This is a genomic window from Pseudomonas sp. RA_35y_Pfl2_P32 (assembly GCF_963970735.1).
Classification (GTDB): domain Bacteria; phylum Pseudomonadota; class Gammaproteobacteria; order Pseudomonadales; family Pseudomonadaceae; genus Aquipseudomonas.
Window position 1 is genome coordinate 242,955 of the sequence record NZ_CAXAQF010000004.1, and the last position, 16,789, is coordinate 259,743.

General features: G+C 61.8%; 14 protein-coding genes and 4 tRNA genes. 11 read left to right on the forward strand and 7 right to left on the reverse strand.

Annotated features, from left to right (window positions below; genetic code table 11):
* The first annotated feature begins 37 nt into the window (after positions 1-37).
* The 11 genes from nuoC to nuoN all read left to right on the forward strand — a co-directional run bounded on the left by nuoC (position 38) and on the right by nuoN (position 13,804).
* Positions 38-1,822 carry an NADH-quinone oxidoreductase subunit C/D gene (gene nuoC / locus AACY45_RS06075; protein ID WP_095165240.1) on the forward strand — a complete coding sequence of 595 codons (1,785 nt, stop codon included), beginning with the start codon at positions 38-40 and terminating at the stop codon, positions 1,820-1,822.
* Between the two features lie 2 nt (positions 1,823-1,824).
* Positions 1,825-2,322 (forward strand): NADH-quinone oxidoreductase subunit NuoE, encoded by a 498-nt coding sequence (gene nuoE / locus AACY45_RS06080; protein ID WP_008020715.1) that lies wholly within the window; start codon positions 1,825-1,827, stop codon positions 2,320-2,322.
* Entirely contained in the window at positions 2,319-3,674 is a 1,356-nt protein-coding gene (nuoF, locus tag AACY45_RS06085) for an NADH-quinone oxidoreductase subunit NuoF (protein ID WP_339544614.1), read from the forward strand. Before nuoE ends, nuoF begins: the two co-directional genes overlap by 4 nt.
* Positions 3,675-3,810: 136 nt before the next feature.
* Entirely contained in the window at positions 3,811-6,525 is a 2,715-nt protein-coding gene (nuoG, locus tag AACY45_RS06090; protein ID WP_339544615.1) for an NADH-quinone oxidoreductase subunit NuoG, read from the forward strand.
* Positions 6,522-7,529 carry an NADH-quinone oxidoreductase subunit NuoH gene (gene nuoH / locus AACY45_RS06095; protein ID WP_095165243.1) on the forward strand — a complete coding sequence of 336 codons (1,008 nt, stop codon included), beginning with the start codon at positions 6,522-6,524 and terminating at the stop codon, positions 7,527-7,529. Before nuoG ends, nuoH begins: the two co-directional genes overlap by 4 nt.
* Positions 7,530-7,540: 11 nt before the next feature.
* Positions 7,541-8,089, forward strand: coding sequence for an NADH-quinone oxidoreductase subunit NuoI (gene nuoI, locus AACY45_RS06100; protein ID WP_042559871.1), 549 nt, complete (start codon positions 7,541-7,543; stop codon positions 8,087-8,089).
* Positions 8,090-8,098: 9 nt separating this feature from the next.
* Positions 8,099-8,599, forward strand: coding sequence for an NADH-quinone oxidoreductase subunit J (gene nuoJ, locus AACY45_RS06105; protein WP_339544616.1), 501 nt, complete (start codon positions 8,099-8,101; stop codon positions 8,597-8,599).
* Positions 8,600-8,602: 3 nt separating this feature from the next.
* The gene (gene nuoK / locus AACY45_RS06110; RefSeq protein ID WP_003223790.1) at positions 8,603-8,911 is read left to right on the forward strand and encodes an NADH-quinone oxidoreductase subunit NuoK; all 309 of its coding nucleotides are present in this window, start codon (positions 8,603-8,605) and stop codon (positions 8,909-8,911) included.
* The gene (nuoL, locus tag AACY45_RS06115) at positions 8,908-10,761 is read left to right on the forward strand and encodes an NADH-quinone oxidoreductase subunit L (protein ID WP_339544617.1); all 1,854 of its coding nucleotides are present in this window, start codon (positions 8,908-8,910) and stop codon (positions 10,759-10,761) included. The genes nuoK and nuoL overlap by 4 nt, the downstream gene beginning before the upstream one ends.
* A 39-nt stretch (positions 10,762-10,800) precedes the next feature.
* Entirely contained in the window at positions 10,801-12,333 is a 1,533-nt protein-coding gene (nuoM, locus tag AACY45_RS06120; protein ID WP_095165247.1) for an NADH-quinone oxidoreductase subunit M, read from the forward strand.
* 7 nt (positions 12,334-12,340) lie between these two features.
* Complete coding sequence (gene nuoN / locus AACY45_RS06125) at positions 12,341-13,804, forward strand: NADH-quinone oxidoreductase subunit NuoN (RefSeq protein ID WP_339544618.1); 1,464 nt, start codon at positions 12,341-12,343, stop codon at positions 13,802-13,804.
* A 257-nt stretch (positions 13,805-14,061) separates the two neighbouring features.
* On the opposite strand, the gene AACY45_RS06130 is transcribed toward nuoN, so the two are convergent.
* The 7 genes from AACY45_RS06130 to AACY45_RS06160 form a co-directional block, all read right to left on the reverse strand.
* Complete coding sequence (locus AACY45_RS06130; protein ID WP_339544619.1) at positions 14,062-14,499, reverse strand: acyl-CoA thioesterase; 438 nt, start codon at positions 14,497-14,499, stop codon at positions 14,062-14,064.
* 48 nt (positions 14,500-14,547) lie between these two features.
* Positions 14,548-15,381: an alpha/beta fold hydrolase gene (locus AACY45_RS06135; protein ID WP_339544620.1), complete on the reverse strand. Its 834-nt coding sequence runs from the start codon at positions 15,379-15,381 to the stop codon at positions 14,548-14,550.
* A 29-nt stretch (positions 15,382-15,410) separates the two neighbouring features.
* A complete protein-coding gene (locus AACY45_RS06140; protein WP_339544621.1) occupies positions 15,411-15,950 on the reverse strand; it encodes a TetR/AcrR family transcriptional regulator in 540 nt (179 codons plus the stop codon).
* A gap of 180 nt (positions 15,951-16,130) precedes the next feature.
* Positions 16,131-16,206 (reverse strand) — tRNA-Glu (locus tag AACY45_RS06145).
* 79 nt (positions 16,207-16,285) lie between these two features.
* Positions 16,286-16,361 (reverse strand) — tRNA-Ala (locus AACY45_RS06150).
* Between the two features lie 53 nt (positions 16,362-16,414).
* Positions 16,415-16,490: transfer RNA gene (locus AACY45_RS06155), tRNA-Glu, on the reverse strand.
* 78 nt (positions 16,491-16,568) lie between these two features.
* A tRNA-Ala gene (locus AACY45_RS06160) sits at positions 16,569-16,644 on the reverse strand.
* Positions 16,645-16,789: the final 145 nt, after the last annotated feature.

The following is a 16,789-nucleotide window of genomic DNA, read 5'->3' on the forward strand; positions in this document are numbered from 1 at the left end:
CTTCATTCTTTACGTTGACCGAAAGCGATAAATAACCATGACTACAGGCAGTGCTCTGTACATCCCGCCTTACAAGGCAGACGACCAGGATGTGGTCGTCGAACTGAACAACCGCTTTGGCCCTGAGGCATTCACTGCCCAGCCTACCCGCACCGGCATGCCGGTGCTTTGGGTTGCCCGCGCCAAACTCGTCGAAGTCCTGACCTTCCTGCGCAACCTGCCCAAGCCGTACGTCATGCTCTATGACCTGCATGGCGTGGACGAGCGTCTGCGCACCAAGCGTCAAGGGCTGCCAGGCGGCGTCGACTTCACCGTGTTCTACCACCTGATGTCGATCGAACGTAATAGTGACGTAATGATCAAGGTCGCCTTGTCCGAGAGCGACCTCAGCGTGCCGTCCGTCACCAGCATCTGGCCGAACGCCAACTGGTACGAGCGTGAAGTCTGGGACATGTACGGCATCGACTTCAAAGGTCACCCGCACCTGTCGCGCATCATGATGCCGCCGACCTGGGAAGGTCACCCGCTGCGCAAGGACTTCCCGGCCCGCGCCACCGAGTTCGACCCGTTCAGCCTGACCCTGGCCAAGCAACAGCTCGAGGAAGAAGCCGCGCGCTTCAAGCCTGAAGACTGGGGCATGAAACGCTCCGGCGCGAACGAGGACTACATGTTCCTCAACCTGGGGCCGAACCACCCTTCGGCTCACGGCGCGTTCCGTATCATCCTGCAGCTGGATGGCGAAGAGATCGTCGACTGCGTACCGGACATCGGCTACCACCACCGTGGTGCCGAGAAAATGGCCGAGCGCCAGTCCTGGCACAGCTTCATCCCGTACACCGACCGTATCGATTACCTCGGCGGCGTGATGAACAACCTGCCGTACGTGCTCTCGGTCGAGAAGCTGGCCGGCATCAAGGTGCCCGAGAAGGTCGACGTCATCCGCATCATGATGGCCGAGTTCTTCCGGATCACCAGCCACCTGCTGTTCCTGGGTACCTACATCCAGGACGTCGGCGCCATGACCCCGGTGTTCTTCACCTTCACCGACCGCCAGAAGGCGTACACGGTGATCGAAGCCATTACCGGCTTCCGCCTGCACCCGGCCTGGTACCGCATCGGTGGTGTCGCCCACGACCTGCCACGCGGCTGGGAAAAACTGGTCAAGGACTTCGTTGAATGGCTACCCAAGCGCCTCGACGAGTACACCAAGGCCGCCCTGCAGAACAGCATCCTCAAGGGCCGGACCATCGGCGTCGCCGCCTACAACACCAAAGAAGCCCTGGAATGGGGCGTCACCGGTGCTGGCCTGCGCTCCACCGGTTGCGATTTCGACCTGCGTAAAGCGCGTCCGTATTCGGGCTACGAGAACTTCGAGTTCGAAGTACCGCTGGCGGCCAATGGCGATGCCTACGACCGTTGCATGGTGCGCGTCGAAGAAATGCGCCAGAGCATCAAAATCATCGACCAGTGCATGCGCAACATGCCGGAAGGCCCGTACAAGGCAGATCACCCGCTGACTACGCCGCCGCCGAAAGAGCGCACGCTGCAGCACATCGAGACCCTGATCACGCACTTCCTGCAAGTTTCGTGGGGCCCGGTCATGCCGGCCAACGAATCCTTCCAGATGATCGAAGCGACCAAGGGTATCAACAGTTACTACCTGACGAGCGACGGCGGCACCATGAGCTACCGCACCCGGATCCGTACTCCAAGCTTCCCGCACCTGCAGCAGATCCCTTCGGTGATCAAAGGCAGCATGGTCGCGGACTTGATTGCGTACCTGGGTAGTATCGACTTCGTTATGGCCGACGTGGACCGCTAAGCATGAACAGCACGCTTATCCAGACAGACCGTTTCACCTTGAGTGAAACCGAGCGCTCGGCCATCGAGCACGAGTTGCATCACTACGAAGACCCGCGCGCGGCGTCGATCGAAGCCCTGAAGATCGTCCAGAAGGAACGTGGCTGGGTGCCCGATGGCGCCCTGTACGCCATCGGCGAGATCCTCGGCATCCCGGCCAGCGACGTTGAAGGCGTGGCGACGTTCTACAGCCAGATCTTCCGCCAGCCAGTGGGCCGTCACATCATTCGCGTCTGCGACAGCATGGTCTGCTACATCGGCGGCCATGAGTCGGTAGTCAGCGAGATCCAGAGCAAACTGGGGATCGGCCTGGGCCAGACCACTGCCGACGGTCGTTTCACCCTGCTGCCTGTCTGCTGCCTCGGCAACTGCGACAAGGCACCGGCGCTGATGATCGACGACGACACTTTCGGTGACGTACAGCCTGCTGGCGTTGCCAAACTGTTGGAGGGCTACGTATGACCCTGACTTCCTTCGGCCCGGCCAACCGCATCAAGCGCTCGGCAGAGACCCATCCGCTGACCTGGCGCCTGCGTGACGACGGCGAAGCTGTGTGGTTCGACGAGTACCAGGCCAAGAACGGCTACGCCGCTGCACGCAAAGCTTTCGCCGACATGGCCCAGGACGACATCGTCCAGACCGTGAAAGATGCCGGCCTCAAGGGTCGCGGCGGTGCAGGCTTCCCCACAGGCGTGAAGTGGGGCCTGATGCCCAAAGACGAATCCATCAACATCCGCTACCTGCTGTGCAACGCGGATGAAATGGAGCCCAACACCTGGAAAGACCGCATGCTGATGGAGCAACTGCCCCATCTGCTGATCGAAGGCATGCTGATCAGCGCCCGCGCGCTGAAAACCTACCGTGGCTACATCTTCCTGCGTGGCGAGTACACCACCGCCGCCAAGCACCTCAACCGTGCCGTGGAAGAGGCCAAGGCCGCTGGCCTGCTGGGCAAGAACATCCTCGGCTCGGGCTTTGATTTCGAGCTGTTCGTGCACACCGGCGCCGGGCGTTACATCTGCGGTGAAGAAACCGCACTGATCAACTCCCTCGAAGGCCGTCGCGCCAATCCGCGCTCCAAGCCGCCCTTTCCTGCCGCTGTAGGCGTGTGGGGCAAGCCAACGTGCGTGAACAACGTCGAAACCCTGTGCAACGTGCCGGCGATCATTGCCGACGGCGTGGACTGGTACAAGTCGTTGGCCCGTGAAGGCAGCGAAGACATGGGCACCAAGCTCATGGGCTTCTCCGGCAAGGTCAAGAACCCGGGCCTGTGGGAGTTGCCGTTCGGCGTCACCGGCCGCGAGTTGTTCGAAGACTACGCCGGTGGCATGCGCGACGGCTTCAAGCTCAAGGCCTGGCAGCCAGGCGGCGCCGGTACCGGCTTCCTGTTGCCGGAACACCTGGACGCACAAATGTACGCCGGCGGCATCGCCAAGGTGGGCACCCGCATGGGGACCGGCCTGGCCATGGCGGTGGACGACAGCGTCAACATGGTGTCCCTGCTGCGCAACATGGAACAGTTCTTCGCCCGTGAGTCGTGCGGTTTCTGCACCCCTTGCCGCGATGGCTTGCCATGGAGCGTCAAGCTGCTGATGGCCATCGAGAAAGGCGAAGGCCAACCCGGTGACATCGAGACCCTGCTGGGTCTGGTCGGTTTCCTCGGCCCAGGCAAGACCTTCTGTGCTCACGCACCGGGCGCCGTGGAGCCATTGGGCAGCGCAATCAAATACTTCCGTCCAGAGTTCGAAGCCGGCATCGCGCCTGTCAGCGCTGCCGTCCCACCTCTGGCAAGGCCGATCGTAGTCGGCGCGTAACGCTTAACCAGGCGAAGGGTCCGTGCCCTTCGCCTGCTCGTGTGATGACGCCGCCCGCGGCTGTTTTGACTCACGCGAATGACAAGATTCCATTAGCCACGCCCGCTGACACCGGGCCAACGAAGAACTTTGAACCATGGCCACTATCCACGTAGACGGCAAAGCGCTCGAAGTCGACGGGGCAGACAACCTGTTACAGGCATGTCTGTCGCTAGGCCTCGATATTCCTTACTTCTGCTGGCACCCCGCCCTTGGCAGCGTTGGCGCTTGCCGCCAGTGCGCGGTCAAGCAGTACACCGACGAGAACGACACCCGTGGTCGTATCGTCATGTCCTGCATGACCCCTGCCACCGATGGCACCTGGATCTCCATCGACGATGAAGAGTCCAAGGCCTTTCGCGCCAGCGTTGTTGAATGGCTGATGACCAACCACCCTCACGACTGCCCAGTCTGTGAGGAAGGCGGTCACTGCCACCTGCAAGACATGACGGTAATGACCGGCCACAACGAGCGCCGTTACCGTTTCACCAAGCGTACCCACCAGAACCAGCAACTGGGCCCGTTCATTTCTCACGAGATGAACCGCTGCATCGCCTGCTACCGCTGCGTGCGCTTCTACAAAGACTACGCCGGCGGCACCGACCTGGGCGTGTTCGGCGCCCACGACAACGTGTACTTCGGTCGCGTTGAAGACGGCACCCTGGAAAGCGAGTTCTCCGGCAACCTCACCGAGGTCTGCCCGACCGGTGTGTTCACCGACAAGACTCACTCCGAGCGCTACAACCGCAAGTGGGACATGCAATTCTCGCCGAGCATCTGCCATGGCTGCTCCAGCGGTTGCAACATCTCCCCGGGTGAGCGCTACGGCGAACTGCGTCGCATCGAGAACCGTTTCAACGGTTCGGTGAACCAGTACTTCCTGTGCGACCGTGGCCGTTTCGGCTATGGCTACGTCAACCGCGAAGACCGCCCACGCCAGCCACTGCTGGCCAATGGTGCCAAGCTGAGCCTCGACGAAGCGCTGGATAAAGCCGCCGACCTGCTGCGCGGTCGCAACATCGTCGGTATCGGTTCGCCGCGGGCCAGCCTCGAAAGCAACTACGCGTTGCGCGAACTGGTCGGCGCCGAGCACTTCTACAGCGGTATCGAAGCCGCTGAACTGGAGCGTATCCGCCTGGTCCTGCAGGTGCTCAAAGACAGCCCGCTGCCAGTGCCGAACATGCGCGACATCGAAGACCACGACGCGATCTTCGTCCTCGGTGAAGACCTGACCCAGACTGCCGCCCGCATGGCCCTGTCCCTGCGCCAGTCGGTCAAGGGCAAGGCCGAAGACATGGCCGACGCCATGCGCGTCCAGCCTTGGCTCGACGCCGCGGTGAAGAACATCGGCCAGCACGCGCTGAACCCGCTGTTCATCGCCAGCATCGCTGAAACCAAGCTCGACGACATCGCCGAAGAGTGCGTACACGCCGCGCCCGACGACCTGGCCCGCATCGGTTTCGCCGTGGCTCACGCCCTCGACGCCAGCGCCCCAGCCGTTGCCGGCCTGGACAGCGAAGCCCTGGCACTGGCCCAGCGCATCGCCGACGCCCTGCTGGCAGCCAAGCGCCCACTGATCATCGCCGGTACTTCCCTGGGCTCCAAAGCCTTGATCGAAGCCGCCGCGAACATCGCCAAGGCGTTGAAGCTGCGCGAGAAGAACGGCTCCATCAGCCTGATCGTGCCAGAGGCCAACAGCCTCGGCCTGGCCATGCTCGGTGGTGAGTCGGTAGACGCTGCGTTGCAAGCGGTCATCGACGGTCAGGCCGACGCCATCGTCGTACTGGAAAACGACCTGTACACCCGCACCGCCAAGGCCAAGGTTGATGCAGCCCTGAGCGCCGCGAAAGTGCTGATCGTGGCTGACCATCAGAAGACCGCCACCAGCGATCGCGCGCACCTGGTCCTGCCAGCTGCCAGCTTCGCCGAAGGCGATGGCACCCTGGTCAGCCAGGAAGGTCGCGCCCAGCGCTTCTTCCAGGTGTTCGATCCGAAGTACATGGACGCCAGCATCCTGGTTCATGAAGGCTGGCGCTGGCTGCACGCCCTGCGCGCCACCCTGCTGAACCAGCCAATCGACTGGACCCAGCTCGACCACGTGACCGCCGCCGTCGCTTCCAGCACGCCGCAACTGGCACGCATTGTCGATGCCGCCCCGTCCGCCGCGTTCCGCATCAAGGGCATGAAGCTGGCCCGCGAGCCGCTGCGCTACTCCGGCCGGACCGCCATGCGCGCCGACATCAGCGTGCATGAACCGCGTACCCCGCAGGACAACGACACCGCGTTCGCCTTCTCCATGGAAGGTTACTCGGGCTCGGTCGAGCCGCGTCAGCAAGTGCCATTCGCCTGGTCTCCGGGCTGGAACTCGCCGCAAGCCTGGAACAAGTTCCAGGACGAAGTCGGTGGTCACATCCGCGCTGGCGACCCGGGCACCCGCCTGATCGAAAGCACCGGTGATGCGCTGAACTGGTTCGCCAACGTGCCTCGCGCCTTCAACCCGGCCCAGGGCACCTGGCAGGTCGTGCCGTTCTTCCACCTGTTCGGCAGCGAAGAGAACTCTTCCAAAGCCGCCCCGGTACAAGAGCGCATTCCGGCGGCCTACGTGGCGCTGGCCAAGTCCGAAGCCGATCGCCTGGGGGTCAACGAGGGCGCCCTGCTGAGCCTGAACGTGGCCGGCCAGACCCTGCGTCTGCCGCTGCGCATCAATGAACAGCTGGGTGCTGGCCTGGTGGCCCTGCCTGCTGGCCTGGCGGGCATTCCACCGGCGATCGCAGGCTTTTCCGTTGACGGTCTGCAGGAGGCAGCGCAATGACCTGGTTCACCCCTGAAGTGATCGACACCATCATCGCGGTCGTCAAGGCCCTGGTGGTGATGCTGGCCGTGGTGGTTGCAGGTGCCCTGCTCAGCTTCGTCGAACGTCGCCTGCTGGGCTGGTGGCAGGACCGTTATGGTCCGAACCGCGTTGGCCCGTTCGGCATGTTCCAGATCGCCGCCGACATGCTGAAAATGTTCTTCAAGGAAGACTGGACCCCGCCGTTTGCCGACAAGGTGATCTTCACCCTGGCACCGGTCGTGGCCATGAGCGCCTTGCTGATCGCCTTCGCGATCATCCCGATCACCCCGACCTGGGGTGTGGCGGACCTGAACATCGGCCTGCTGTTCTTCTTCGCCATGGCCGGCCTGTCGGTCTACGCGGTGCTGTTCGCCGGCTGGTCGAGTAACAACAAGTTCGCCCTGCTGGGTGCCTTGCGTGCCTCGGCCCAGACCGTGTCCTACGAAGTGTTCATGGGCCTGGCGCTCATGGGCATCGTGGTCCAGGTCGGCTCGTTCAACATGCGCGACATCGTCGAGTACCAGGCGCAGAACCTGTGGTTCATCATTCCGCAGTTCTTCGGTTTCTGTACCTTCTTCGTTGCTGGCGTCGCCGTGACTCACCGTCACCCGTTCGACCAGCCGGAAGCGGAACAGGAACTGGCCGACGGTTACCACATCGAATATGCCGGCATGAAATGGGGCATGTTCTTCGTCGGCGAGTACATCGGCATCATCCTGATCTCCGCGCTGTTGGTCACCCTGTTCTTCGGTGGCTGGCACGGCCCGTTCGGCATCCTGCCGCAACTGGCGTTCTTCTGGTTCGCATTGAAGACCGCGTTCTTCATCATGCTGTTCATCCTGCTGCGCGCTTCGATTCCGCGCCCGCGTTATGACCAGGTGATGGATTTCAGCTGGAAATTCTGCCTGCCGCTGACCCTGATCAATTTGCTGGTGACCGCTGCGGTTGTGTTGTTGAACACGCCTGCGGGCGCGGTTCAGTGAGGATTTGACCCATGTTCAAATATATTGGCGACATCGTTAAGGGTACTGGTACCCAATTGCGCAGCCTGATCATGGTTTTCGGCCATGGCTTCCGCAAGCGCGACACCCTGCAATACCCGGAAGAGGCGGTGTACCTGCCGCCTCGCTACCGTGGCCGTATCGTCCTGACCCGTGACCCCGATGGTGAAGAGCGTTGTGTAGCCTGCAACCTGTGCGCCGTGGCCTGCCCGGTCGGCTGCATCTCGCTGCAGAAAGCTGAAACCGAAGACGGTCGCTGGTACCCGGACTTCTTCCGTATCAACTTCTCGCGCTGCATTTTCTGCGGCCTGTGCGAAGAAGCCTGCCCGACCACCGCGATCCAGCTCACGCCGGATTTCGAAATGGCCGAGTTCAAGCGTCAGGACCTGGTTTACGAGAAAGAAGATCTGCTGATCTCCGGTCCCGGTAAAAACCCTGACTACAACTTCTATCGTGTTGCAGGTATGGCCATTGCCGGTAAGCCAAAAGGCTCCGCGCAAAATGAAGCCGAGCCGATCAACGTGAAGAGCTTGCTGCCTTAAGGAAGAAAGATGGAATTCGCTTTCTATTTCGCATCGGGTATTGCGGTGGTGTCTACGCTTCGTGTGATCACCAACACCAACCCTGTGCACGCCCTGCTCTACCTGATTATTTCGCTGATCGCCGTGGCGATGACCTTCTTCAGCCTCGGTGCGCCATTTGCCGGGGTCCTGGAAGTGATCGCCTACGCCGGCGCCATCATGGTGCTGTTCGTGTTCGTGGTGATGATGCTGAACCTGGGTCCGGCCTCGGTTCAGCAGGAACGCGTCTGGCTCAAGCCCGGTATCTGGCTGGGTCCGGTCGTGCTCGCCGCGCTGCTGCTGGCTGAACTGCTGTACGTACTGTTCGGCCACTCCAGCGGCGCTGCCATTGGTCTTGTCACCGTGGACGCCAAGGCCGTGGGCATCAGCCTGTTCGGTCCTTACCTGCTGGTGGTCGAACTCGCCTCGATGCTGCTGCTCGCTGCAGCCGTCACGGCGTTCCATTTGGGCCGCAACGAGGCGAAGGAGTAATTCATGCCTGCTATCCCTTTAGAGCATGGACTGGCCGTCGCCGGCATCCTGTTCTGCCTCGGCCTGGTCGGCCTGATGGTCCGCCGCAACATTCTTTTCGTGTTGATGAGCCTGGAAGTGATGATGAACGCCTCTGCCCTGGCGTTCATCGTTGCCGGTGCACGTTGGGGCCAGCCGGATGGACAGATCATGTTCATCCTGGTGATCAGCCTGGCAGCCGCCGAGGCCAGTATTGGCCTGGCGATCCTGCTGCAACTGTATCGCCGCTTCCACACGCTCGATATCGACGCTGCCAGTGAGATGCGCGGATGAACCTACTCTTCCTGACTTTCGTATTCCCCCTGATCGGGTTCCTGCTGCTGTCGTTCTCCCGCGGACGCCTCTCGGAAAACCTCGCGGCGCTGATCGGTGTTGGCTCCATCGGCCTCTCGGCGATCGTCACTGCCTACGTGATCTGGCAGTTCAACGTCGCACCGCCTGAAGGCGGCCACTACACCCAGGTGTTGTGGCAGTGGATGGCGGTGGAAGGTTTCACCCCCAACTTTGCCCTGTACCTGGATGGCCTGTCGGTCACCATGCTCGGTGTGGTCGTGGGTGTGGGCTTCCTGATCCACCTGTTCGCATCCTGGTACATGCGCGGTGAAGCCGGTTACTCGCGTTTCTTCGCCTACACCAACCTGTTTATCGCCAGCATGCTGTTCCTGGTGCTGGGCGATAACCTGTTGTTCCTGTACTTCGGCTGGGAAGGCGTGGGCCTGTGCTCCTACCTGTTGATCGGTTTCTACTACAGCAACCGCAACAACGGTAACGCGGCACTCAAGGCGTTCATCGTCACCCGTATCGGCGACGTGTTCATGGCCATCGGCCTGTTCATCCTGTTCCAACAAGTGGGCACGCTGAACATCCAGGAACTGCTGGTGCTGGCACCGCAGAAATTCCAGGCCGGCGACTTCTGGATCGTCCTCGCGACCCTGATGCTGCTGGGTGGCGCGGTCGGTAAATCGGCTCAGCTGCCGCTGCAAACCTGGCTGGCGGACGCAATGGCCGGCCCGACCCCGGTTTCGGCACTGATCCACGCCGCGACCATGGTGACCGCCGGTGTCTACCTGATTGCCCGTACCCACGGTCTGTTTGCCCTGGCGCCGGACATCCTGCAACTGGTCGGCATCGTCGGCGGTGTGACCTTGGTGCTGGCGGGTTTCGCGGCCCTGGTCCAGACCGACATCAAGCGTATCCTTGCCTACTCGACCATGAGCCAGATCGGCTACATGTTCCTGGCCCTGGGCGTCGGTGCCTGGGACGGCGCGATCTTCCACCTGATGACCCACGCCTTCTTCAAGGCGCTGCTGTTCCTTGCTTCCGGTGCGGTGATCGTCGCCTGCCACCACGAGCAGAACATCTTCAAGATGGGCGGTCTGTGGAAAAAACTGCCACTGGCCTACGCCAGCTTCATCGTTGGCGGCGCGGCCCTTGCGGCCCTGCCACTGGTGACCGCCGGTTTCTACTCGAAAGACGAAATCCTCTGGGAAGCCTTTGCCAGCGGCAACCACGCCCTGCTGTACGCAGGTCTGGTGGGTGCGTTCATGACCTCGCTGTACACCTTCCGCCTGATCTTCATTGCGTTCCACGGTGAAGCGAAGACTGAAGCCCACGCCGGCCACGGCATTGCCCACTGGCTGCCACTGTCGGTGCTGATCGTGCTGTCGACCGCCATTGGCGCGATGATCGTACCGCCGCTGCACGGTGTCCTGCCGCAAAGCGTCGGGCATGCCGGTGGCGAAGCCAAGCACAGCCTGGAAATCGCCTCGGGCGCCATCGCCCTGTCCGGTATCCTGCTGGCCGCGCTGCTGTTCCTGGGCAAGCGTCGGTTGGTCACGGCCATCGCCAACAGCGGCATCGGCCGTCTGCTCTCGGCCTGGTGGTTCGCCGCCTGGGGCTTCGACTGGATCTACGACAAGCTGTTCGTCAAGCCGTACCTGGCGATCAGTCACCTGCTGCGCAAAGACCCGTTCGACCAAACCATCGGTTTGATCCCGCGTCTGGCCAAAGGGGGTCACAACTCTCTGAGCCGCACCGAGACGGGTCAACTGCGTTGGTACGCCGCCTCGATGGCTGCTGGTGCCGTGCTGGTAATCGGCGCCATCGTGCTGGTAGCGGTCTGATATGAACCTTGCGAATTTGCGAAAGGAAACGAGCCCGTCATGATTCTGCCTTGGCTAATCCTGATCCCCTTCATCGGCGGCCTGCTGTGCTGGATGGGTGAGCGCTTCGGCGCCACCCTCCCACGCTGGATTGCGCTGCTGACCATGACCCTGGAACTCGCCCTCGGCCTCTGGCTGTGGGCCCACGGTGACTATTCATTTGCTCCGGCCCCGGGTGCCGATCCGACCTGGGCGCTTGAGTTCAAGCACGTCTGGATCGAGCGCTTCGGCATCAATGTGCACCTGGCCCTCGACGGCCTGTCGCTGTTGATGATCCTGCTGACCGGTCTGCTGGGTATCCTCTCGGTACTCTGCTCGTGGAAAGAGATTCAGCGTCACGTGGGTTTCTTCCACCTGAACCTGATGTGGATCCTGGGCGGCGTTGTCGGCGTGTTCCTCGCCCTCGACCTGTTCATGTTCTTCTTCTTCTGGGAAATGATGCTGGTGCCGATGTACTTCCTCATCGCGCTCTGGGGTCACAGTTCTTCGGACGGCAAGAAAACCCGGATCTACGCGGCGACCAAGTTCTTCATCTTCACTCAGGCTTCCGGCCTGATCATGCTGGTGGCGATCCTCGGTCTGGTCCTGGTCAACTTCAACAGCACGGGCGTGATTACATTCAACTACGCTGACCTGTTGAAAACCAAGATGTCGATGACCACCGAGTACATCCTGATGCTCGGCTTCTTCATCGCTTTCGCGGTCAAGCTGCCCGTGGTGCCGTTCCACTCCTGGCTGCCTGACGCTCACGCCCAGGCGCCGACCGCAGGTTCCGTCGACCTCGCCGGTATCTTGCTGAAGACTGCGGCCTACGGCCTGCTGCGTTTCGCCCTGCCGCTGTTCCCGAACGCCTCGGCCGAGTTCGCGCCGTTTGCCATGGCCCTGGGCCTGGTCGGGATCTTCTACGGTGCGTTCCTGGCATTTGCCCAGACCGACATCAAGCGCCTGATCGCGTTCTCCAGCGTCTCGCACATGGGTTTCGTGCTGATCGGCATCTACTCCGGCAGCCAGTTGGCCCTGCAGGGCGCGGTGATCCAGATGCTCGCCCACGGCCTGTCCGCGGCGGCACTGTTTATCCTCAGCGGCCAGTTGTACGAGCGCACCCACACCCGCGACATGCGTGAAATGGGTGGCCTGTGGTCGAAGATCGCCTACCTGCCGGCCATCAGCCTGTTCTTCGCAGCCGCTTCCCTGGGCTTGCCGGGGACCGGCAACTTCGTCGGTGAGTTCCTGATCCTGATCGGCACCTTCGCCAGTGCGCCATGGATCACTGCGATTGCCACCTCCGGCCTGGTGTTCGGTTCGGTCTACTCGCTGATCATGATCCACCGTGCCTACTTCGGCCCGTCCAAGTCGGACGCGGTGTTGCACGGCATGGATGCTCGCGAACTGATCATGGTGCTCGGCCTTGCGGTACTGCTGATCTACCTCGGCGTTTACCCGCAACCGTTCCTCGATACCTCTGCTGCGACGATGCATGGTGTGCAGCAATGGCTCGGTACCGCCTTCACTCAACTCGCTTCGGCCCGGTAAGAGCGCTATGGAATTCAAGATTCAACACTTTATCGCGCTAGCGCCGCTGTTGATCACCAGCGCCACGATCATCGTGGTGATGCTGGCGATCGCCTGGCGCCGCAATCACTCACAGACCTTCCTGCTGTCGGTGGCGGGTCTCAACCTGGCCTTGTTGTCGATTCTGCCAGCCCTGAAAGTCGCGCCCCTGGCCGTGACTCCCCTGCTGCAGATCGACAGCTTTGCCTGCCTGTACATGGCGCTGATCCTGGTCGCCACCCTCGCCTGCGTCACCCTTGCCCACGCCTACCTGGGCGATGGCGGCACGGGTTACCCGGGCAACCGTGAAGAACTGTACCTGCTGATCCTGATGGCCGCCGCCGGCGGCCTGGTCCTGGTCAGCGCGCAGCACCTGGCCGGCTTGTTCATCGGCCTGGAACTGCTGTCGGTACCGGTCTACGGTCTGGTGGCCTACGCCTTCTTCAACAAGCGCTCGCTGGAAGCCGGCATCAAGTACATGGTGCTGTCGGCCGCCGGTTCCGCGTTCCTGTTGTTCGGCATGGCGCTGCTGTACGCCGAAGCCGGCACCCTGAGCTTCAGCGGCATCGGCATGGCCCTGGAAGCCACCGGCCTGCCTAGCCCGCTGGCGCAACTGGGCCTGGGCATGATGTTGATCGGCCTGGCGTTCAAACTGTCGCTGGTACCGTTCCACCTCTGGACCCCGGACGTCTACGAAGGTGCTCCGGCACCGGTCGCAGCCTTCCTGGCAACCGCGTCGAAAGTCGCGGTGTTCGCGGTGATGGTGCGCCTGTTCCAGATGTCGCCAGTGGCCAGCAGCGGTGTGTTGAGCACTGTGCTGACCGTGATCGCGATTGCCTCGATCCTGTTCGGTAACCTGTTGGCACTGACCCAGAGCAACCTCAAGCGTCTGCTGGGTTACTCCTCCATTGCCCACTTCGGCTACCTGCTGATCGCCCTGGTGGCGAGCAAGGGCCTGGCCGTGGAAGCCATCGGCGTGTACCTGGTCACCTACGTGATCACCAGCCTCGGCGCGTTCGGCGTGATCACCCTGATGTCCTCGCCGTATAAAGGCCGTGACGCCGATGCCCTGTACGAGTACCGCGGCCTGTTCTGGCGCCGTCCGTACCTGACCGCCGTGCTGACCGTGATGATGCTGTCCCTGGCCGGCATCCCGCTGACCGCTGGTTTCATCGGCAAGTTCTACATCATTGCCACCGGTGTCGAAGCGCACCAATGGTGGCTGGTCGGCTCTCTGGTGCTGGGTAGCGCCATCGGCGTGTTCTACTACCTGCGCGTGATGGTTACCCTGTTCCTGATCGAGCCTAACCTGCGCCGCGTCGACGCACAGCTGCACTGGGAGCAAAAGGCAGGTGGCGTAATGCTGCTGGCCATCGCCGCCCTCGCGTTCTTCCTGGGCGTCTACCCGCAACCGCTGCTGACCCTGGTCCAGCAAGCCGGTCTGGCGGGCTGATCGCTCAAGCGAAGCGCAGCAACAAAAAAAAGCACCCTACGGGGTGCTTTTTTTGTGCCTGGTAAAATCTGTGTATTGCCCTGTTCCCCTGTAGGAGCGAGCTTGCTCGCGAAAAACGCCAAGACACCGCGTTGATCCTGAATACACGCGTTATCGTTGACGTTCTTCGCGAGCAAGCTCGCTCCTACAAGGGGGCGCAGCCGCTTAACTGATCGGCATTACCCCGCAGGGTGCCGTTTTTTACTCCATCAATCCGTTCAGGCGGGCGCGTACAACGCCGGGGCGTAGCCTTCGATGAACTCGGCGGGCATGCGCTTGGGCTTGCCGCTGGACAGTTCGATACAGACAAAGGTGGTCTGGGCGCGCAGCAGGGTCGCGTTGTCGCTGGGGCGAACCAGCTGGAAATGCCGGGTCATTTTCAGGCGCTGGTCCCAGTCGACAATCCAGGTCGCCAATTGCAGCTCGTCACCCTCATAGGCCGCTGCCAGGTAATCGATCTCGTGGCGCACCACGGCCATGGCCCGGTTCAGCCGCCGATACTCCACCAGGTCCAGCCCGAGGCGCTGTGAGTGGCGCCAGGCGCAGCGCTCGAGCCAGGTGACGTACACCGCGTTATTGGCGTGTCCCAGCCCGTCGATGTCCTCTGCGGCCACCTGCAGGTCAATCACAAAGGGTGTTGCCCGATCCCAACCCATGCCTCGCTCCCGGTCCGATTATTCGACCGGGAGCAGTGTAACGGATGATCAAGCGGATTGCCGCGCCTGCAGGCTGCGACCGGCGAGCAGGCCCAGCACCCCTTCGATCACTTGCGGGTCGGCCAGCACCCGTTGATGACCACCCTCCTGCAAGCGCAGCAGGCGACTGTCGAACCAGGCTTCGTGAATCAGTTGCGACTCGCCCACCGGGACAAAGATATCGTCCTCGGCATGCACGATCAGCCCGGGCATGTCCAATTGATAGTGGGCGACATCGAGCCTGGAAGCCGAGAACCCCACATCCTGTTCAACTTGTCGGATAAACGCCGAGCGCGCCTTGGGCGGCATGCCGACGTAGCGGGCAAAACCGCGTAGCACGCCCAGAATCCGCGCCGGCGCCGCGATACTCACCAGGGTTTCTGTACGCAACCCCAACTGCACCGCCAGCATCGCACTGGCGCCGCCCATGGAGTGGCCGATGACCCCTTGCAGGGGCGGCAACTCGGCTGCCGCTTCGAGCATGGCGCGGGCGAACAGCACGACGTTGGCCTCGCGCCCCGGCGAACGGCCGTGGGCAGGACCGTCCAGGGCGACCACCGTATAACCGGCCTCCACCAGGGCGGTAATCAGGCTGGCAAACTGGGTCGGCCGCCCTTCCCAACCGTGCATCAGCAATACCGCCGGCCCCTGCCCCCAGCGCAAGGCCGAGAGCCCGAAGCGCAAGGTGATGCGCTCGGCACTGGCCAGCAGCGGCATCTCCCAGTCGCGAGGCGGTAGTTCACGCGGCGTCATGAACGCCTGGCGCATTTTGCTTGCAATCAACTTCGGCGCCACCCAGCCCAAGGTGCCGTTAACGCCGCGAACCCAACTCAAGGTGCTCATCGCTCATCTCCAAAGGCTAACGCTTCAGGTCACAGCACCGCCGACTTGGCGGCACGCAGCAATCGATCGGACAACTCACCGCCTCCCAGCGCCCGCGCCAGGGCCAGCCCCCCCACCATCAGCGCCAGGTCTGCCAGGACCTTATCGGCGTCTTCCGGGCTGCTGGCTAACTGCGCGACCATCAGCTCGACGTGCTCGTTCAAGGCCAGCCGGAAGTCGTCCGGCAGGCGGCCCAGTTCCCCCACCGACGCCGGAATCGGGCAGGCGTTTTCGGTGGAGTCGCGGTGTTTGCGCGACAGGTAGAACGCCGCGACCAACGCCCGGCGCTCTTCCCCGGTCAGCTCGGCATCCATGTCGGCGATCAACGCCCGACGCTGGCCGAGCAACTGGGTGAAGGCTTCCAGCATCATCGCGTCCTTGCTTTCGAAGTGCGCATAGAAGCCGCCGACAGTCAGGCCGGCCGCACCCATCACTTCGCCCACGCTCGGTTCCGCCGGGCCACGTTGAATCAGCGCAGAGCTGGCGGCCTGGAGAATGCGTTCACGGGTTTGAGCTTTTTTGTCGTTCATCGTTATCTCCGAATATTACGACGAAAATATTATTCTCATAATAAATTTACGCAAGGGCTGGATTTGACCGTTGGTCAGAAGAGCAGAGAGGGCATGGGGGAGTTGGCCAAACGCCAGACAAACAAAAGGGCCATTCAATAATTGAATGACCCTTATAAAATCCCGCAGAGCGGGTAATCGTGGCGTCCCCTAGGGGACTCGAACCCCTGTTACCGCCGTGAAAGGGCGGTGTCCTAGGCCACTAGACGAAGGGGACGCAAACCCTTCTATACACTGATCAGCGCTGAGTACTGATCGCTTCAAGGCCGGTGTGGCCAGACCTTGAAGTGTAAAATTGGTGGAGCTAGACGGGATCGAACCGTCGACCTCTTGCATGCCATGCAAGCGCTCTCCCAGCTGAGCTATAGCCCCAGATTTTTCGCCTCGCGGCGGAGTGACATCTTGCAACATCACTTCTGTAAAACTGGCGTCCCCTAGGGGACTCGAACCCCTGTTACCGCCGTGAAAGGGCGGTGTCCTAGGCCACTAGACGAAGGGGACACAAACCTTCTATACAACTGATCAACGCTGAGTGTTGATCGCTTCAAGGCCGGTGTGGCCAGACCTTGAAGTGTAAATTGGTGGAGCTAGACGGGATCGAACCGTCGACCTCTTGCATGCCATGCAAGCGCTCTCCCAGCTGAGCTATAGCCCCTCATCGTTGATGTCATCGCTGAGGACGGGGCGAATCTTAAGGGCGTATCGAAAGTCTGTCAAACTTATTTTTCAAAAAATTTAAAATTTTTTGCCGACATAACAATCACTTACCGCCCTCCCCCCGGAAATCCGGGGGTTTGGCA